Genomic DNA, 18,583 nt, shown 5'->3' on the forward strand with positions numbered 1-18,583 from the left:
AGGTTTCAGGAAAAATGAAACGATTTGATGGTCGGGAAGCAAATCAATTGCGCCCTGTAAAAATTACCAGAGGGTTTACCCAAGTTCCAGAGGGTTCTGTGTTGATCGAAGTCGGGATGACTCGAGTAATTTGTACAGCAACTGTAGAAGAAAAGGTTCCTTCTTTCCAAAAAGGAAGTGGCCTGGGCTGGGTGACTGCAGAGTATTCTATGCTCCCACGAGCTACTCATACTCGAAATCAACGTGAGGCGACCAAGGGGAAACTCACGGGAAGGACAATGGAGATTCAGCGTCTTATCGGGAGGGCTTTACGTTCCGTGATTGATTTGAAAAAGTTAGGGGAGCGGACGATCTGGCTTGATTGTGATGTCATCCAAGCCGATGGAGGGACTAGAACAGCTTCGATTACAGGTGCTTACGTTGCTTTAGTCGATGCGCTCAATCGTCTAGTCGAAAAGGGAGTTCTAAAAGAAATCCCTATCCAGGATACCCTCGCTGCTGTGTCTGTTGGTAAGGTCGGGGGCGTTCCTGTACTCGATTTAGCTTATGAAGAGGATTCAAAAGCAGAGGTTGATATGAATATCGTCATGACAGGGGCAGGAAAGTTCGTCGAAATCCAAGGGACTGCTGAGGAAGTTCCTTTTGATCGGGCGGAATTAGATCAATTCCTCGTACTAGCTGAGAAAGGGATCCGTGAGTTGATGGGAGAGCAGAAGGCGGCGTTAAAGAAGCTTTAAGAAAGCAGGATTGGTTTCATGAAGATATTGCTTGCAACCCAGAATCTTGGCAAGGTTAAGGAGCTTCAGGAGCTTCTTCAAGGGGAAGAGATTGAAGTGATGTCTTTGCGGGATATTGCTAACTGGGAAGAGGTCGAGGAGACAGGGGAGACGTTTGCTGAGAATGCTGCGCTGAAGGCAAGAGTTGCGGCGAAGCGGTCTGGGTTAATCTCCTTAGCGGATGATTCGGGGCTAGAAGTTGATGCTTTAAAGGGTGCGCCCGGTGTGTACTCTGCGCGGTATGCTGGGGAGCCTAAGGATGATGAGCGGAATAATGAGAAGCTTATAAAGGAACTTGAGGGGGTACCAGAGGAACAACGGAGCGGACGTTTCCGGTGTGCCCTCGTGATTGCTACTCCAGAGGGTAAAGAGTTTCTGACAGAGGGAACAGTAGAGGGCCGGATACTAAAGGAGCGCCGCGGAGCAGAAGGGTTCGGCTATGATCCGCTTTTTTATCTTCCAGATTTTAAACGAACGATGGCTGAACTTAATGTCAGTCAAAAGAATAAATTAAGTCATCGAGCTCAAGCTTTTCAAAAGGCGATTCCGATCCTTAGGGAACTTATGCAGGGACATCAAAGTTTCTAAAACCTAAAAATTTTAACCTAAAAAATTAAAAAACTTTTTCAAGAAATGCTTGACTATGATGCCCGAATCAGATAGAATAATCATTGTCACTGAACGGGGCATAGCGCAGTTTGGCTAGCGCGCCTGCCTTGGGAGCAGGAGGCCGGGGGTTCAAATCCCTCTGCCCCGACCATTTTTTTCATTGGTGTCTGGGTTTAGTGAGAGGCTTATGCGCCTGTAGCTCAGTTGGATAGAGCATCTGCCTTCTAAGCAGGTTGTCGGGGGTTCGAATCTCTCCAGGCGCACCATTAAAGTTTAACATGGTGGTTGTGGCGAAGTGGTTAACGCACCGGATTGTGGCTCCGGCACTCGGGGGTTCAAGTCCCCTCATCCACCCCATACGTAAAAGATACACCGGAACTTAGTTTCCGGTGTTTTTGTTTATTGTCCGTAATTAGGGTATAGTTGGGAAGGTTTTTTTTTGTCCATCATTTGCCAAGAGGAACACAATGGGAATCAGCGAACAGTTCGAATTGAACGATATAATTTTTGTCATAAATAGGAGGCAAAGGATGAGAAAAGGTTTCAAGATGATGGCTTTGGTACTTTGTGTATTGATAGCAACACCACTTGTAATGTCACGGGCCGCAATGGCGGACTCGCTGGGCTTTACAGCTATCTCGGCAGGTGGACAGCATCGGATGGCACTTGACGAGAAGGGGAAAGTCTGGACCTGGGGGATTAATCAAGGGGGTCAACTGGGGGATGGAACTACAATTCCAAAACCTTACCGTGTGGAAGTAGTAGGCCTAGAAAATATCCAAAAGATTTCCGCTGGAGGGATGCATTCCGTAGCCTTAGATGGGCAAGGGAAGGTTTGGGTATGGGGAATGAAGCCAGTAGAGTTCAATGAAGGTTCGAGGCAGATTCAATATTCCCCGGTACAACTGAGCCAGTTATCGGATGTGAAGGATATATCAGCGAATATCCATACTGTGGTTTTGAAGAAGGATGGGACCGTTTGGACTTGGGGGCTTAACGATCGAGGACAATTAGGGGATGGATCAACCAACTTTTCTACTACTCCTGTACAGGTAAAAGATCTTAATGAGGTTATCGCAGTTTCTGCAGGAGGTTTTCATACGCTTGCGCTACTCAGTGATGGAACAGTGTGGAGTTGGGGAGATAATACGTCTGGGCAGCTAGGTACGGGTAGCTCAGATTATTTCAGCACTACGCCCGTTCAAGTAGCGGATTTGTCCGAGATTGTTGCGATTTCAGCAGGACATTATTTTTCCTCTGCTCTTAAAGCGGACGGAACGGTCTGGACCTGGGGTAGTAATCGAAGGGGCCAATTAGGAGATCAATCAACCGAGGATCGCCGTTCCCCTGTTCAGGTCGTGGGGCTTGATGGGATCCAAAAGATTTCTGCTGGCGTGAATGAAATGATGGCCCTGGACCAAGAGGGGCAGGTTTGGGTTTGGGGAACGGACTGGACGAGACGAAATCCGGCGGATTACGATCTTGGCTATGAAGTGCTTCTTAGTCCCAAGAAAGTACAGGGGTTGATGCAGGTTAAGGAGATTGCATCAAGTTCAAATTATACCGTCATTGCTTCAGATGGCGCGCTACTGACTTGGGGTCCGAATTATGGGTTGCTCGGAGATGGGACGGCAAATGCCCGAGCCCTACCGGGACCAGTAGTGGATACGATTCTACCCGAGGATGTACGGCTATCGGGTGCAGATCGGATAGATACAGCAATAGCCATCTCGAAAAAAATGATGCCAACGGGTCAGAGTGCAGATGCTGTATTAATTGCTACTAGCGAAGATTTTCCGGATGCACTTGCAGGGGCAAGTCTAAGTGGTCTGGTGAATGCGCCACTTTTACTGGTCGATCCGAATTCAGATAACGAAAAAACGTTGAAGGAAATTTACCGAGTTTTGTCCCCAGAAGGAACAATTTATATTCTCGGTGGGAAGGGTGTTGTCTCTGATCGTCTTGAAGAAAGTCTTAGGGGCAATCCATATGGGCATGCGGTCAAACGCCTGGCTGGAGAGAATCGCTATGCTACGGCTGCAGCAATCGCTGAAGAAGTAAATTCTGTTCAAGGAGGAGAAGTGATCATCGCGACAGGGGAAAACTTCCCTGATTCCCTAGCAATGTCCCCTTACGCAGCAGCGTATGGGATTCCCTTGCTTCTTGTAGAAGGTAACAAGATTCCTGAAGAGACACTTGAATATTTAATAAACCTAAAACCAGAAGGAATCACGATTGCTGGGGGTGAAGGAGTCGTGAGTCGTGGAGTCGAAGAAAAGCTTAAGGAGCTTTTCCCTGAGGCTGAGCTGCGCCGTTTAGGAGGTGTAAACCGTTATGAAACCTCTTCGATGATCGCACACGAACTCTTTGGAGATAGCAGTTCCAATCTCTTCGTGGCCACTGGAACTAATTTTCCTGATGCATTAGCGGGATCGGTATTCGCGGGAAGTACAGAATCTCCGATCATTTTGGTCGAGCAAAATCAGATCCCTGAAGAAGTTTCCAAATACCTGAGTTCTTTGACCTCAAAGAAAGTTGTCATTCTAGGTGGACAAGGCGCAGTAACAGAAGAGGTTTATACAGGGGTAAAGGCTAATTTCTTGAAGTAAGCACTCTTTTTTAGCCATGTGAATCTATAATCAAAGGAACTATTATAGGGATTTATTCCATAGAGGTGTCCGAGAAATCGGACACCTTTTCCCATTGATTTTGAAGAATGAGATTCGAAGGATCTCATTGGCTGGCAGAATCGCTTGAAGCTTGAGTATTGTCAAGTGAGGAAATAAGATATAGAATCTATTATCGTAATGTATTAGGACTTCTTTAGTGAGTTTTTTCCTTCAGGGAAGGATAAAATGAAAATCATTGCTTGACTTAATTTTCTAAAAAAGTCATACTGTTTCATAGAAGAATATTCGAAACGGAGTTTCGTTGGATGAAACTACCAGTCGATCGGAGGATATTATCGTGGCAGAAAAATATGTTCAAACGTTAGAGCGCTCTTTGGATATTCTTGAAGTTCTTGCCCATACGGAAGAACCCTTAGGAGTTACAGAGATTGGCAACCGTATAAGTCTGCACAAGAGTACGGTTCATCGAATTTTACAGACCTTATGTTATCGTGGTTATGTCGAGAAAGAGAAAGATAATGAGCGGTACAAGCTTGGGATTAAAATCGTAGAACTCGGAATTCGCTTCTTCAATGATCTAGAGATTCGTAAAGTGGCGGGACCGGTCTTAGAAGACCTTGCAAAGGCTTTGGATGAGGTCGTTCACTTGGTACTTCATGATGATGGTGAAGTAGTGTATATCGATAAGCGAGAGAGTTCACATGTGGTTAGTATGCGTTCAAAAGTAGGGCGCAGAGCACCTATGCATTGTACTGCTGTTGGGAAAGCTCTTCTGTCTACTATGACGAATGAGGAAGTCATACGCATCTTAGAAACTAAAGGGATGCCTGGTTTTACTCCTTATACAATCACAGAGCCGGAAGCGCTGATTAAGAATCTCGATGAGATCCGGGAGAGTAAGATTTCTGTGGAGCATGAAGAAAATGAGATTGGGATTATCTGTTTGGGTACTCCTGTTTTTGATTATTCTGGTCGTGCTATTGGTGCTATTAGTATCTCTGGACCAGCTGCCCGAATGAGAGAGAAGGGAATCGACAGGATCGGGGAAGAATTAAAACGCGCTGGAGAGCTTATTTCCACGAAGTTGGGTTTCAATTATTATCAGAATCCAGGAAAGTAAAACCATTTGGGAAAATAATGAATTGAAGAAATAAATGTTTTTAGAAAATTTACTCTTGACGTTTTGGGATCTTCAAGCGATAATAGAAACACAAGGCAATTGAAACAACGTTTTAAATAGTGAAACGATTTATGCTCCAGGTAGGATGAATACAATTTTATTCTTCAACTTGAGGCATTAAATTTCACCATAATGCAAAACGAAGTTTCATATTATGGAACACTTCTATTCCTTGTTTGATCCCTTTTTTCTTAAACCCATTTCTCTTTTTTAACATTATTATGAAACGTAGTTTCATAATGTGAGACAAGTGAGTGATCCTTAGTGCTTTAGGTAGCCCTAAGTGGCTTTTGACCAAAGGAAGTATGAAGAAACAATTTAAGGAGAGTGACGGAATGAACGCTATGAGACTTACTTTACCATCCTATAATCCAACGAAAGAGTGTCAAGGATGTACCTTGAGAGACGAAAATAAGGTGGCAGCGCATATTCTGTCGTTTCAACTTGCTGAGCTTCTCTTAAAACGTTTATCAGGAACTTGGCAACTCACCAACGGAGAGCTTAAGCTTCGTTTGACGGGTGTTGAACAACCTTTGTGTTTCGAATTAAATACAGGGACCCTAGGTTACGGGTCGTTAAGAGCATCGATTGGCGCACGGTATTCTGTAGAAAAAGGAATCGTTGCGTTAGCAGATGAGATTTCTCAAGATTTTGTGCTTCCTTCTTCAGTAGACGAAGGATATAATGATTCTTTATTTGGTCTCTTTGTTAAGTTAATTGAAATTTATCATGCTCGCTGTGGACTGAATATTTTACCTGTAGAAAAGGATAACCAGCTTGTGGGTTGGGAGTTGTCCCTCTGCGAAGAAGGCCCCCGCGGATGGATTAGTACCGAGGGAATCGCTGAGAATCGCTTTGGTGAGCGGGCAGATATAAAAGAATGGTTTACCCTTCGACCTGAGAAGATGGCGACGTATGTATTCGGCTTTAACCGGTTCTGTAGGAATTATCCTAGTCCGTTCAAAACGATTAAATAGGAATCGTAGAACCCACTTCACTCTTTTGTGAGGTGGGTTTTTGCTGTTTCTAGTCACCGAAATATTTGCTTTGTACATAAAAAAACTTACAGAACATTTTCACAATGCCTATGAAAGAATTAAATGACGAGTTATAATAATCCCAGTAGCAAGAATTGTTGCGCAATTAAAAATCTATTTAATACGGTGGTCTGACCATCTACAAAGAAGGGGGAGTTTAAGTGAGCGTTTTAGCAGACGTTTATGAAATGCTCAACACGTGTAATAAGTGTGGATTCTGCCATACAGCTTGTAAGACTTATAAAGTGAATGGCGCTGAGACCACAGTTGCACGGGGGAGAATCCAACTGATTAAAGCAGTGGCCGATGGAAAACTCGAACCGGATCAAGATTATGAGGATGCCATCATGAGTTGCTTGCTTTGTGGAGAGTGCGGGGTGGCCTGTCCGAGTGGGGTAAAGGGTAATGAACTCGTTCTTGCAGCGCGTCGCGATCTGAAACTCAAAAAGGGGATTAAACCTTTTGCGAAATCCTTTGCTCTTAAAACCCTAGCTAATCCGAAAAAGTTGGAACGTGCGTTTAAACTTTTTGGTGGAATGGGTAAAAGTGTTCTGACAAAGGTTGATGGTGTAGATTACTTCCGCGGTGTCGATATCAAAGGCATGAATGTTGCCAAAGTACCTTTTCTTGAGCAAGTCCCTGAGAAGATTACCGTTCAGCATCCGAAACATAAAGTTGCCTTTTATGTTGGCTGCTTCTTAAATCATTCCCTAGATCATACTGCACATTCGGTTATTAAAGTTTTAACAAAGAATGACTGTGATGTGACTATTCCGAAGGATCAAGTCTGTTGTGGACTTCCTCAATATGCATACGGGGATTTTGAGACCGCTAAGGTCAATGCTAAGAAGACCATTGAGACATTCTTAGCGAAAGATGCCGATGTCATTCTAGCTGCCTGCGGATCTTGTGTAGCAATGCTTAAAGATGACTACCTCAAACTTTTTGCAGATGATCAAGCTTACTTACCAAAGGTTCAACAATTCTGCAGTAAAGTGGTGGAGTTCTCTGAGTATATGGCTAAAATTGGGGTCGACGAGTCGAAACTTCATAACTCCTCCCCAGTTAAAGTAACCTATCATGATCCTTGCCACATGGTTCGTGGAATTAAAGTTACCCAACAACCACGTCAGATGCTTAAAATGCTACCTCGGGTTGAATATATCGAGATGAACGAAGCAAACCGTTGCTGTGGAGCTTCTGGTCTTGTCCAAGCGTTCTATCATGAGATTTCCACAGATATTACCCATCAGAAGGCTCAAAACATCCAGGATTCTGGAGCTGAAATCGTGGCTACCAGTTGCCCTGCTTGTATGATGCGGATACAAGGTGGAATTAACTTTGCGGGTCAGAACCAAAAAGTAATGCACGTTGCAGATTTAATGGCAAAAGCATACGAAGGATAAGCCTTGAAAAGTAGCCGAATTACCAAATGATGGTCTGGCTCCTATGTTAAAGATTTATTTAAATGGTGTAATACGGAACATTTCCACACCGCAAATTCTAGAAAAGATGGAAGGGCGGGTAGTCATGAGCAACTCAATTTCGAGTCTATTACAAGGGATTGTCGGCGACCAAAATGTCATTGATAACCCTTCGGAAATGGCAAAATACCTTAAGGGAAATGGAAACCCAGCAGTGGTCGTTTTCCCTGGAAATACCACCGAAGTTTCTGGCGTCGTTAAACTAGCGAACGAGAAGAATGTTAAGATTTCTGTAGCAGGTTATGTTGTGGATACTAAAGGCTTAGAGGGTGGAATCGCCCTAGTAATGAGTCGGATGAACAAAATCGTTGAGATGGACCATGAGAACCTTGTAGCCGTAGTTGAGCCTGGAATGACTCATCAAGAGTTTCTTAAGCAAGTCGGGGAAGCAGGACTGTATTTCCCACCAGAACCCTATGAAGTGGATACAAGCTCCATTGGCGGCTGCTTTGCAATCGGGGATTCTGATTCGAAGACCTTTAAGTATGGCCCGACACGGACTTTCCTCTTAGGCTTTGATATGGTTCTTCCAAACGGTGAGATTATGGAAATCGGAAACAAATGTATTAAGAACGTTTCTGGTTTAGACTTCATCCACTTCGCAGTAGCTAGCCAAGGAACCTTCGGGATCTTCACAAAGCTTTTAGTGAAGATCTTACCAGCGCCTGCAGCGAAGAGGGTTGTAGTAGGTCGCTTTGCTTCAATGCACAAAGCCAATGCAACCTTCAATACGCTCATTAAACGAAACATCCATCCGGATCGGATGAATCTGATCAGCGAAAGCTTGGTGAAAGACGTTCTTCCGGGTCAAGGTCACCTTGCTTTGATTGACTTGGAAGGATTCGTTCAGTCTTCTCAAAACATGGCTAATGAAATTGCTGCTGTTTTCACCTTAGGGGGTGGAACTGACGTTCAAATCATTAATGATGCTGAAGGCTATGAAAATGTGATTAACGGTTGGTTGAAGGTTCGTCAGGTCCTCAATAATAAGCCTGAGCAAGTTCTCGAATTTGCTGTGGGTCCGATGAAAATGCCTCAAGCGCTCAATCAATTAGAAGGAATTATTGGAGACCTTGGAGCCTATCCGGGAGTTGTCGTAGAAGGGCTGTTAGGCTTTGCTCGTTTACTGCTACCGGAGAATGCGGACAAGATGGCAATGGCTAAGAAAGTCAATAAAATGGCGATGTCCTTGGGTGGCAATGTCACAGGCCTTCTTGGTCACAAAATGATGTGTGAAGCTTATAATGATGCGGAAATGTGGTCTGACACCACAGCACTGCTCAATGAACTTCGCAAACAATTTGACCCCAAAGGAATTCTTAATCCTGGGGTAAGCCTGCAGGGTTAAAAGATAAGGAGGGCTGAACATGTTATCCCAATCGATTATCAATCGCTTGAAAGAAATAGTTGGGGAGAAAAACGTGGTAACAGACAAAGTAGGTCTGTACTCGTATAGTTATGATGGCACGTTATTATCTGGTGATGCGTTAGGAGCCGTTTTCCCGCATACAACGGAACAAGTCGTTGAAATCGTCAAATTAATGAACGAGCAAAATATTAATCTTATTCCTAGAGGTGCTGGAACGAATGAGAGTGGTGGATCCATTCCTTCCGAAAATTCTATGGTTATTAACTTTGCTCGTATGAATAGAATTCTTGAAATCGACACTGAAAACTTCGTTGCGGTCGTTGAACCAGGAGTCATCAATTTTGACCTCCAACTCGAACTCGAAAAGAAAGGCTTTTATTATCCCCCAGATCCGTCTTCCTATAAGGCCTCAACATTGGGAGGGAATCTCGCTGAATGCTCAGGTGGACCCCGGTGTTTTAAATATGGGGTTACCCGCGATTATATCTTGGGTGTAGAAGTCGTTCTCCCGAATGGCAAAGTCATTAACGCTGGGGGACGTAACTTTAAAAGTGAGCCGGGCTATGACTTAACTCGGATCTTCAATGGCTCGGAAGGAATCTTGGGACTTGTAACGAAGATTATCCTCCGTGTCTTACCGAAACCAGTAGCCAAGAGAACCATGCTAGCTATTTACAACAAAGTTGAAGATGCTTCGCAAACGGTTGCTGATATCGTTGCAGCCGGTATTATCCCAACAACTCTCGAATTAATGGACAACCTCCTTATCAATACGACTGAGGATTTCGTTCATGCTGGGCTTCCCCGTGACGCTGGAGCAGTTCTCATTATTGAGATTGACGGATATCCGGAAGATATGGATGAGCAAGTCAAGACGATTGGCGAAATCACCAAGAAAGCCAATGCGAGAGAATTTAAAGTGGCGCAAACAGCAGCTGAAGTCGATCAAATTTGGGCAGGTCGACGCGTTGCTTTCGGATCTGTTGCTCGCGTTAGACCGTCGTATGGTGTGAATGATATTACGGTTCCGAGGAGTAATTTCCCGAAAGCGATTGAGGGAGTCCTTAAAGTCGCAAAAGATTTTGGTGTGACGATCGGAGTTGTAGCCCATGCCGGTGACGGAAATCTTCATCCGCTGATTCTTTTCGATCAACGGAATAAGGAGGAAGTCGAAACCGTCCATGCCGCAGAACAGGCGCTCTGTAAGATGGCTCTTGGTCTCGGCGGTACGATAAGTGGTGAGCACGGAATCGGAGTCGTTAAGAAGAAGTATCTTGATTCGGAGTTTAAACCGGAAGCGATGGAATCCTTTAGAAAAATTAAGAGAAGCTTTGATCCTCAAAACCGCTTTAATCCCGGTAAAATTTTCTCATTATAGTAAAAAAATAAATACAAAGATAGTAAAAAAATAAATACAAAGCATCACGATTTTTCGTGGTGCTTTGTATTTTTTAATATATATTTTTATCAAATATTCTATCCAATATTTAGATGAAGTTTTTAAAATCATTGACAACTTTAAAACTTTTATCTAATAATAGTTTATTAGGTTTAATTTTTTAACCTATTCTATAGGGACGATGAGATCTATTGAGCTTATCTCCTCAAAAATTAGATTTGGAGGGTTACAGAATGGAAAAAAGATTATTTGATCTGGGAGAACTTGCTCAGTTCGACGCGAATGTACCACAGAAAGTTCTTGTTTACCAATCGGATAAGACTCTAGGTGCTATGTGGTGCTTAGAACCGGGTCAAGAAGTGTTCTTACATATGCATCCCAATGCCGATGATGTCTGGATTTGTATCGAAGGAGAGTCTGGCCTATACTTTGCCGGTGATGGCAAAGAGGTAGAGATTTCTAAAGGTATGGCCATTCTCGCTGAAGCAGGCCAAACACATGGAATGAGAAATACGGGCAAGGATCGCTTCGTCTTCATTGGCATAGCGGGCCCAGTACCTGTGCAAACAGAAAAGCTGGCTAACAACTAAGAACTAAGAACAAATAGTCATGGACTTGAGATAGCACAATCGCAAAAGGATTGCGTCTTATCACAAAACGATTGCATGCTAAGTAAAATGAGGGACAGTCTCTTCAAATGGAGAAACTGCCCCTCGTTTTTTTATCTTTAAAGAAAAACGTGTGGACAACCCCCCTTAAAAAGAGAGAAATAGTACGTAGTTATAGAGTGTACAGGCGCTGAAGTCACAACCGAATTCGGAGATACAATGATAAAAGGAGAGGATACTAATTATGAAAAAGCAAATCGCTATTGTACTCACAGCAGCTCTGCTGGCTTTTCCGGTCTCTTCAGGAGTCGTATTAGCGGAGACAGCACCAACTAACACTACGGTAACTACGACGGATACAACGACGGATACAACGACGGATACAACGACGGATACAACGACGGATACAACGACGGATACAACGACGGATACAACGACGGATACAACGACAGGTACTAATACGACAGGTACTAATACGACAGGTACTAATACAACAGGTACTAATACAACAGATGTAACTAACAATGAAACTCCCGTAACAGATACAACCAATACGAGTACAGAAGTAACCCCTGTAGTTGATGAAAACGGAGAAACAGTTGATCCTGGAACCACGCCAGATTCTCCCTTATATTGGTTTGATAGTCTTATTGAGAAAATCCAGGTTGCACTTACTTTTGACCCTGTGAAAAAGGCAAAGCTCATTGAAAAGCATGCGTGTGAGAGACTTGCTGAAGCTGCGAAAGTAGCTGAAAACGTGGACAATAAGGACGTTGAAGATGTTGAAAAAGTGGAGTACGTTGAGAAAGCGCTAACTCGCTACAATGAAAAGATCTCAGAGGCCCAGGAATACTTGGGAAAAGTTGAGAATACCGAATCAGAAGAATCTCAAAAGCTTCAAGCTGTATTAGCTAAAGTGAATCAAGAGAATGTAGTCGTCTTGGAAAAGCTCCTCGAAAAGCTTCCTCCTCAAGCAGCTCAAAGACTTGCATTAAATATCGTCCGTACGATGGAGAAAGCCGTTGCGAAGGCTGAAAGAATGGATAATAAGGATGCTCAAGTTAATGAAAATGAGCAAGCTGAAACTACTACAGATACAGACTCTGCAACTCCTGTAACTACAGATTCAAACACTAACACTACGGATACTCAAGTAACAGGAACTGAGGATTCTAACTCGGATGAAGTCTATACAAAGCTCACAAAGGAAGAACTAAAAGCTCTTTCAAAGGAAGCAAAAATGGCTTTGCGTGAATTCCAAGTAGCTTTAGGTGTGAAAAAGGCCCCTAACGGACATGCCTTTGGATATTATAAAAATTTCAAGCAAGAAATGGATGATGTAAAAGCTGAAGAGACTCAAAAGGTAGCTGCTACTCAAACCATTAAACAGCAACAGGTTCAACAACCGGTCCAAGCTCAGCCCGCAAAAGTTCAGCCAGTCCAAGGTCAAAATGTACAAAAGTCAGAAGTGAAAAAGGATACTTCGGAACAAAAGAAGTATGAAGAACGTGACGAGAAAAATCGTTCTAATGATGACAAATCTGACCGTAATGATAATGATCGCGATAAGAATGACAAAGGAAATCATGATCGCGACTAAGTGTAGAACCGCAGAGGATATCCCTCTGCGGTCTCTTACTAGATATATAATTTGCATTCCCTTATTTTTACAGAAAAATATATTCATAAAAGCTTGTCAACTTTGGCGAAGTAAGATATAATCATATCTGCAGCTATCACTGCAAATGCGAGAGTGGCGGAACTGGCAGACGCACTGGATTTAGGTTCCAGCGGGAAACCGTGCAGGTTCAAGTCCTGTCTCTCGCACCAATTTAAGAAGTTTAAGATCGTCTAACATTCTTTGTTAGGCGATTTTTATTTAGTCGCCTTGAAATGACCTCAAGAAAGATTAAATGAAAATTTATGTGAACCTTAACTTTGAGATTTCCCGATTTTGGGTTAAAATGGAGGAAAAGGTTAACGTACCATGAGGAGGACTTTTTTCGTGGGGGAATTACGCATATTAGTATTTTCTGCGACCTTTGGAGCGGGTCATGTTCGAGCAGCGGAGGCGACGATTGAAGCTATCCGAGCAAAAGCGCCTGAGGCTGAGATTACCCACCTGGATTTTGGAGCCTTTTTGAGTAAGACACTGAATAAAATTGTGAAGAATACCTATATTGAATTGATTAAACATACTCCGCGACTCTGGGGGAAGTTTTATTACCGAACCTCGAAGATCCGCCCCGATTCCGTATTGCAACATCTCATCAATATTCTGGGACGCAGAGAATTTCTCGACTATATCAATGAACTACGGCCTGATGTTATTATCTGTACGTATCCGACCATCGCGGGAGTCCTAGGTGAGCTACGCTTAAAAAGGACTCTTCCGGTCCCGATTGTATCGATAGTTACTGATTACGCTGTTCATAGCCAATGGGTTCACCCAGGGGTCGACTTGTATATCGTAGGGAACCAAGATGTCTTCGAAGGTCTAACCAGTCGTGGAATTGACTCGACGAGGATTCGACTCACAGGAATTCCGGTGAGTCCGAAGTTTGAACAGAAGCTTGACCGTGAAGAACTCGCCCATCGCTTTAACCTCCTTCCGAAACGCCTCACTTTCCTGGTAATGGGGGGAGCTTATGGGGTCTTGGGTGGAGCAAAAGGAGTATGCAAAATTCTAGTGGAGGCTGAAGAGCCGGTCCAAGTATTAGTGGTTTGCGGTCAAGATGAAAAACTCTATCGATCCTTAGATGGACTTATGTCAGAGGGAAGAAACCCGCTTCATCGTTTTGGGTACATAAAGAATGTAGAAGAACTCATGACCGTTGCGGATATGATTATCACAAAAGCTGGAGGGCTCACTGTTTCAGAGGCTCTCACCAAACGGCTTCCCCTAATTATCTATAAACCTATTCCAGGGCAAGAGGAAGAAAATGCCTATTTCGTAGAAAAAATCGGAGCAGCAAGACTAGCGCAGACGGAAGAGGAATTAGAAACTACGATTCATCATCTTCTCTCCCATCCCGAAGAAATGGCTAAAATGCGTGAAGCTGCGGCCAAGGCATTACCTGGGAATGCTGCAGATAGCGCAGTGAACTATATTTTTTCCCTGCTAAAAGATAAACCACTTCCAGCAAGAAAAGAAATAAAACGGGTAGAGAAAGTACTTCAAAGTTAGCTAGAAATGAGCTATTGGATGGGAGCTAAGCCTATATGAATCGACTTATTGAAATTCACTCCTCTGAAGATATCCCGCCTGAATGTAGAAACACGCCTATAGGTGACTTGCTCGAATATCATAATCTAAACAGAGCACTTGAACCTGTGGAGAAGGCACAGCTTCTCATCGGTATGTGTATGGATAATCGAAAATCCCTAAGAATTCCTGAAAACTTTGCTTTTATCTTGCGCACGGGTGGGGGAAATCTCCGGTACAGTGAATTCAAGGTTTCCTATGCCGTTTCGATTGGCGGGGTTGAGGCAATTGCCTTGCTTGCCCACAATCACTGTGGAATGGTGAATCTCGTAAGTAAACGAGAGGCGTTCGTTGAAGGACTTATCCGCTCTGGGTGGGAGAGAGAATTTGCAGAGCAGCATTTTATGAACTTCGCACCTCACTATGAAATCGGGAATGAAATCGATTTTGTATTGGTTGAAGCTCAGAGACTTCGCCAGAGGTATCCAAACCTTTTGGTGGCACCGCTTTATTATAGAATTGAGGATAATGCTATTTTGCTTGTACGGGAGAATTAGATCCTCAGCCGTTCTAAAGAAGTTTAAAATGAGTTAAGATGGGGTGACTCGAGGAGATTACGTTAATAAGAACGTGTTTTTTAGAGTTAATCATTGTCAAATAGGCCTAAAGCTTGATTTTCGGCGCGTTGTTTGATAGAATGGTCAGGTAAATTTGCTTATTAATACCTTTGAAAAAACTTTATGGAAACCTGATTGAAAAGGGGAACGCCAAGTTCCCCTCTTCTGGTGATGTGGGATAATCAAGCTTTAAAAGGTAGTAATTGACGAAAAATGTCAAGTTTGCCTTGAGGTGTTTTCGGATAAACTAACTTTATCCTCAAAAAATTTGAAATATCTGCACCCATTTCAATCTGTCGTTGCGTGGCGGAATAACGCTCGCTAGTTTACATAGAATTTGGGTTCAAAGGAAGTATTTAAGGGGGAGCACAAATGTCGGTTAAGATGGACAAAATAGAGAAGAACACGGTTGAATTAGAAGTTACCGTGGATGCGAAAGACTTTAGTGCGGCTGTTAATAAAGCTGCAAAAGTACTTGCTAACAAAGTAAATATTCCTGGGTTCCGCAAGGGCAAAGCTCCACGCTTAATGGTTGAGCGCCATGTTGGTACCGCGACACTTTTCAATGAAGCGGTAGACGATCTCCTCGGACCGGCTTATACGAAGGCCGTGGATGAGACGGGAATCGAACCCGTTGATCGTCCAGAGGTTGATCTCGTCCAAATGGAAGATGGTAAGGATCTCATTTTTAAAGCAAAAGTCACAGTAAAACCTGAAGTAGAACTCGGGACATATAAAGGTTTAGACGTTGAGAAGACGGCTGCAACGGTAACCGACGAAGAAGTTGAAGAAGACTTGAAGCGTAAGCAAGAGCAACACGCTAAAGTAGTTAACCTTGAAGAAGGCACTGTCGAGAACAAAGACAGCGTCACCATTGACTTCGCTGGCTCTGTGGAGGGGGTTCCTTTTGAAGGGGGCACAGCCGAAGGATATGATTTGGTCATCGGATCTGGCTCTTTTATTCCAGGTTTTGAAGAGCAAGTTATCGGTGCTCAAATTGGCCAAGAAGTCGATGTCAACGTTCGCTTCCCAGATGAATATCATGTTGAAGACCTTAAAGGAAAAGATGCCTTGTTTAAGGTTAAGGTGCATAAGATAAAAAGAAAAGAACTCACTCCGCTTGATGATGAATTTGCTAAAGATATTAGTGAATTTGAAACCCTTGATGAATTGAAAGCGGATTTGAGAGACAAACTGATGAAAGCAGCAGAACAACGCGCAGAATCCGAGTATCGCAATGCCATCGTTGCTAAGGCTGTCGAGAATGCAAGTGTTGAAATTCCAGAGGCGATGATCCATACCCGTGTCGATACGATGGTTCAAGATTTGGAGCAAAACCTTTCTAATCAAGGACTTGACCTGGAAACTTATTTCTACTATATCGGTACGTCCGAACAAGAAATGAGAGAGAGATTCCGTCCGCAAGCCGCTGAAAACGTAAAAACTGAACTCGTTTTAGAAGCAATCGCAAAAGCAGAAGGAATTCAGGTCGACGAAGCAGAATTAAATGATGAGTTAGCGAAACTCGCCGAGCGTTATCAAACCAGTGCAGAAAACTTAAAACAGGCCCTTCTTGCCCGTAGGGAGCTAAATCTGTATCGTCAGAGCTTAGTTTCCGAGAAAACGGTAAGCTTCCTGGTTGAACAGGCGTAACCTACGTGCAAGGGTATTCTGTGGTAGAGAGGTGAGAGGATGGCAAAGTACAACGACGAAAAGAATCAGCTTAAATGCTCATTCTGCGGCAAAACTCAAGACCAAGTCAAAAAGTTAGTCGCGGGCCCTGGAGTATACATTTGCGATGAGTGTATCGAACTCTGCAATGAAATCATTGAGGAAGAACTCAGTGAAGACTTAGGCGTGGAAATCGGAGATATTCCGAAGCCTAAGGAAATCCGGGCAATTCTCGATCAGTACGTGATCGGGCAGGATGAAGCAAAAAAAGCACTGTCAGTTGCCGTTTACAACCACTATAAACGGATTAACCTTGGAATGAAGATCGATGATGTCGAACTCCAAAAATCAAATATCGTGATGCTAGGGCCGACAGGATCTGGTAAAACTTTACTAGCCTCCACGTTGGCGAAAGTCTTAAACGTCCCCTTCGCAATTGCAGACGCAACCTCTTTGACTGAAGCTGGTTATGTCGGGGAAGACGTGGAGAACATCCTTCTCAAACTTATCCAAGCGGCTGATTATGATGTAGAGAAGGCTGAAAAAGGCATCGTCTACATCGATGAGATTGATAAAATTGCGCGTAAATCCGAGAATCCCTCCATTACTCGGGACGTTTCCGGGGAAGGGGTTCAACAAGCTCTTCTTAAGATCCTCGAAGGAACGGTTGCAAGTGTCCCACCACAGGGTGGACGTAAGCACCCACATCAGGAGTTCATCCAACTCGATACGACGAATATCTTATTTATCGTCGGGGGTGCCTTCGACGGAATTGAAAAGATAATCCAAGGTCGGATAGGCAAAAAGAATATGGGCTTTGGTGCTGAGATCAAGAAGAAGAGCGAGCAGAACATTGGAGAAACGCTCAAGGAGCTCCTCCCAGCAGATCTTCTCAAATTTGGTCTTATTCCTGAGTTTGTCGGCCGTTTACCTGTCATGGTTACGCTCGATGCTTTGGATGAAGACGCACTTGTTCGGATTCTTACCGAGCCGAAGAATGCTCTTGTGAAGCAGTATGAGAAACTTCTCGAACTCGATGGTGTCGCCCTAGAGTTCAAAGAAGAAGCACTCACTGCCATCGCAGAGGAAGCGATTCGCCGGAACACAGGTGCTCGTGGTTTGAGAGCGATCGTTGAAGAGATTATGCTTAATGTGATGTATGATCTACCTTCTCGCACTGATGTCACCAAGTGCGTCGTCACAAAGGATGTCATCCTAAAGAAGGAAGAGCCCTTCCTTGTGACAACGGATAAAGGGAAAAAGAGTAAGAAGGAAGAGTCCGCTTAAGCTTGAATGGCTGTTACAAAAGGCTGTTATCCAGAATTAACTGGGTAACAGCCTTTTTCTACGTTTCAAATCTTTCGCTTTCTGAGATCATTTAGTAATTCAAACATTAAATCATGGAGTGTTTATTGACCACCAAGAGAAAGGAACTTAGAATTTTTGAGCCCTCCGGAGTCAAGATGCTTTCGGGGTGAAATTGTAGGCCGTAAAAAGGATAGTATCTGTGGCGGATCCCCATGACCAGATCATTTTTGGTACGTGCTGTGATGATAAAAATGGAGCTCAGTTCAAGGGGATCGACAATGAGGGAGTGATATCTTCCAGCGAGAAAGCCTTGTTCACATCCCGAGAAAAGTTCTGTCTCATCATGAAAGATTGGGGATTGCTTCCCATGTAGCACTTCTCTAGAGCGGGTTACTTTTGAGCCGAAGGCATGGGCTAAGGCCTGATGCCCTAGACAGACTCCTAGAAGAGGAATAGGCTTTCCTTGACGTGCACGCTCGTTGAGCAGACGAATAACTTCGAGGGAGATTCCGGCCTCCTTCGGGGTACAGGGTCCCGGGGAAATGATAACTCCATCGGGGTCACAGGCTAGAAACTCCTCGGCCTCTAATTCATCATTTCGATAAACCTTTATGGATTCCCCTAATTCGCCGAAGGCCTGAACGAGGTTATAGGTGAAGGAATCGTAGTTATCTAAGATTGCAAGCATAA

Annotated in this window: 15 protein-coding genes and 4 tRNA genes; 18 read left to right on the plus strand and 1 reads right to left on the minus strand. The window is 43.7% G+C overall.

Going from position 1 to position 18,583, the window contains the following annotated elements; genetic code table 11:
- The first annotated feature begins 14 nt into the window (after positions 1-14).
- From rph to clpX, 18 genes are all read left to right on the plus strand, one after another.
- Entirely contained in the window at positions 15-737 is a 723-nt protein-coding gene (gene rph, locus ACZ42W_RS03085) for a ribonuclease PH (RefSeq protein ID WP_464168420.1), read from the plus strand.
- Between the two features lie 18 nt (positions 738-755).
- Positions 756-1,364, plus strand: a complete 609-nt coding sequence (locus ACZ42W_RS03090; protein WP_464168421.1) for an XTP/dITP diphosphatase — start codon at positions 756-758, stop codon at positions 1,362-1,364.
- Positions 1,365-1,458: 94 nt separating this feature from the next.
- A tRNA-Pro gene (locus ACZ42W_RS03095) sits at positions 1,459-1,536 on the plus strand.
- A 38-nt stretch (positions 1,537-1,574) separates the two neighbouring features.
- Positions 1,575-1,651: transfer RNA gene (locus tag ACZ42W_RS03100), tRNA-Arg, on the plus strand.
- Positions 1,652-1,666: 15 nt separating this feature from the next.
- Positions 1,667-1,742, plus strand: a tRNA-His gene (locus ACZ42W_RS03105).
- A gap of 173 nt (positions 1,743-1,915) precedes the next feature.
- Positions 1,916-3,994 carry an RCC1 domain-containing protein gene (locus tag ACZ42W_RS03110; protein WP_464168422.1) on the plus strand — a complete coding sequence of 693 codons (2,079 nt, stop codon included), beginning with the start codon at positions 1,916-1,918 and terminating at the stop codon, positions 3,992-3,994.
- 358 nt (positions 3,995-4,352) lie between these two features.
- Positions 4,353-5,135: an IclR family transcriptional regulator gene (locus ACZ42W_RS03115; protein WP_464168423.1), complete on the plus strand. Its 783-nt coding sequence runs from the start codon at positions 4,353-4,355 to the stop codon at positions 5,133-5,135.
- 395 nt (positions 5,136-5,530) lie between these two features.
- Positions 5,531-6,172: a hypothetical protein gene (locus ACZ42W_RS03120; RefSeq protein WP_464168424.1), complete on the plus strand. Its 642-nt coding sequence runs from the start codon at positions 5,531-5,533 to the stop codon at positions 6,170-6,172.
- 221 nt (positions 6,173-6,393) lie between these two features.
- Entirely contained in the window at positions 6,394-7,638 is a 1,245-nt protein-coding gene (locus ACZ42W_RS03125) for a (Fe-S)-binding protein (RefSeq protein WP_464168425.1), read from the plus strand.
- Between the two features lie 124 nt (positions 7,639-7,762).
- A complete protein-coding gene (locus ACZ42W_RS03130) occupies positions 7,763-9,064 on the plus strand; it encodes an FAD-binding oxidoreductase (protein ID WP_464168426.1) in 1,302 nt (433 codons plus the stop codon).
- Positions 9,065-9,083: 19 nt separating this feature from the next.
- Complete coding sequence (locus tag ACZ42W_RS03135; protein WP_464168427.1) at positions 9,084-10,463, plus strand: FAD-binding oxidoreductase; 1,380 nt, start codon at positions 9,084-9,086, stop codon at positions 10,461-10,463.
- A 254-nt stretch (positions 10,464-10,717) separates the two neighbouring features.
- On the plus strand, positions 10,718-11,074 hold the full coding sequence (locus tag ACZ42W_RS03140) for a cupin domain-containing protein (RefSeq protein WP_464168428.1): 357 nt from the start codon (positions 10,718-10,720) through the stop codon (positions 11,072-11,074).
- A gap of 262 nt (positions 11,075-11,336) precedes the next feature.
- Positions 11,337-12,692, plus strand: a complete 1,356-nt coding sequence (locus ACZ42W_RS03145; RefSeq protein ID WP_464168429.1) for a DUF5667 domain-containing protein — start codon at positions 11,337-11,339, stop codon at positions 12,690-12,692.
- Positions 12,693-12,839: 147 nt separating this feature from the next.
- Positions 12,840-12,922 (plus strand) — tRNA-Leu (locus tag ACZ42W_RS03150).
- Positions 12,923-13,097: 175 nt separating this feature from the next.
- Positions 13,098-14,279: an MGDG synthase family glycosyltransferase gene (locus tag ACZ42W_RS03155; RefSeq protein WP_464168430.1), complete on the plus strand. Its 1,182-nt coding sequence runs from the start codon at positions 13,098-13,100 to the stop codon at positions 14,277-14,279.
- Between the two features lie 35 nt (positions 14,280-14,314).
- Positions 14,315-14,854, plus strand: coding sequence for a carbonic anhydrase (locus ACZ42W_RS03160; RefSeq protein WP_464168431.1), 540 nt, complete (start codon positions 14,315-14,317; stop codon positions 14,852-14,854).
- A 432-nt stretch (positions 14,855-15,286) separates the two neighbouring features.
- Positions 15,287-16,567, plus strand: coding sequence for a trigger factor (gene tig / locus ACZ42W_RS03165; protein ID WP_464168432.1), 1,281 nt, complete (start codon positions 15,287-15,289; stop codon positions 16,565-16,567).
- Positions 16,568-16,606: 39 nt separating this feature from the next.
- Positions 16,607-17,872, plus strand: coding sequence for an ATP-dependent Clp protease ATP-binding subunit ClpX (clpX, locus tag ACZ42W_RS03170; protein ID WP_464168433.1), 1,266 nt, complete (start codon positions 16,607-16,609; stop codon positions 17,870-17,872).
- A gap of 106 nt (positions 17,873-17,978) precedes the next feature.
- On the opposite strand, the gene ACZ42W_RS03175 is transcribed toward clpX, so the two are convergent.
- A complete protein-coding gene (locus ACZ42W_RS03175; protein ID WP_464168434.1) occupies positions 17,979-18,581 on the minus strand; it encodes an anthranilate synthase component II in 603 nt (200 codons plus the stop codon).
- Between the last annotated feature and the right edge of the window lie 2 nt (positions 18,582-18,583).

The sequence above is a fragment of the Desulfitobacterium elongatum genome, assembly GCF_055378975.1.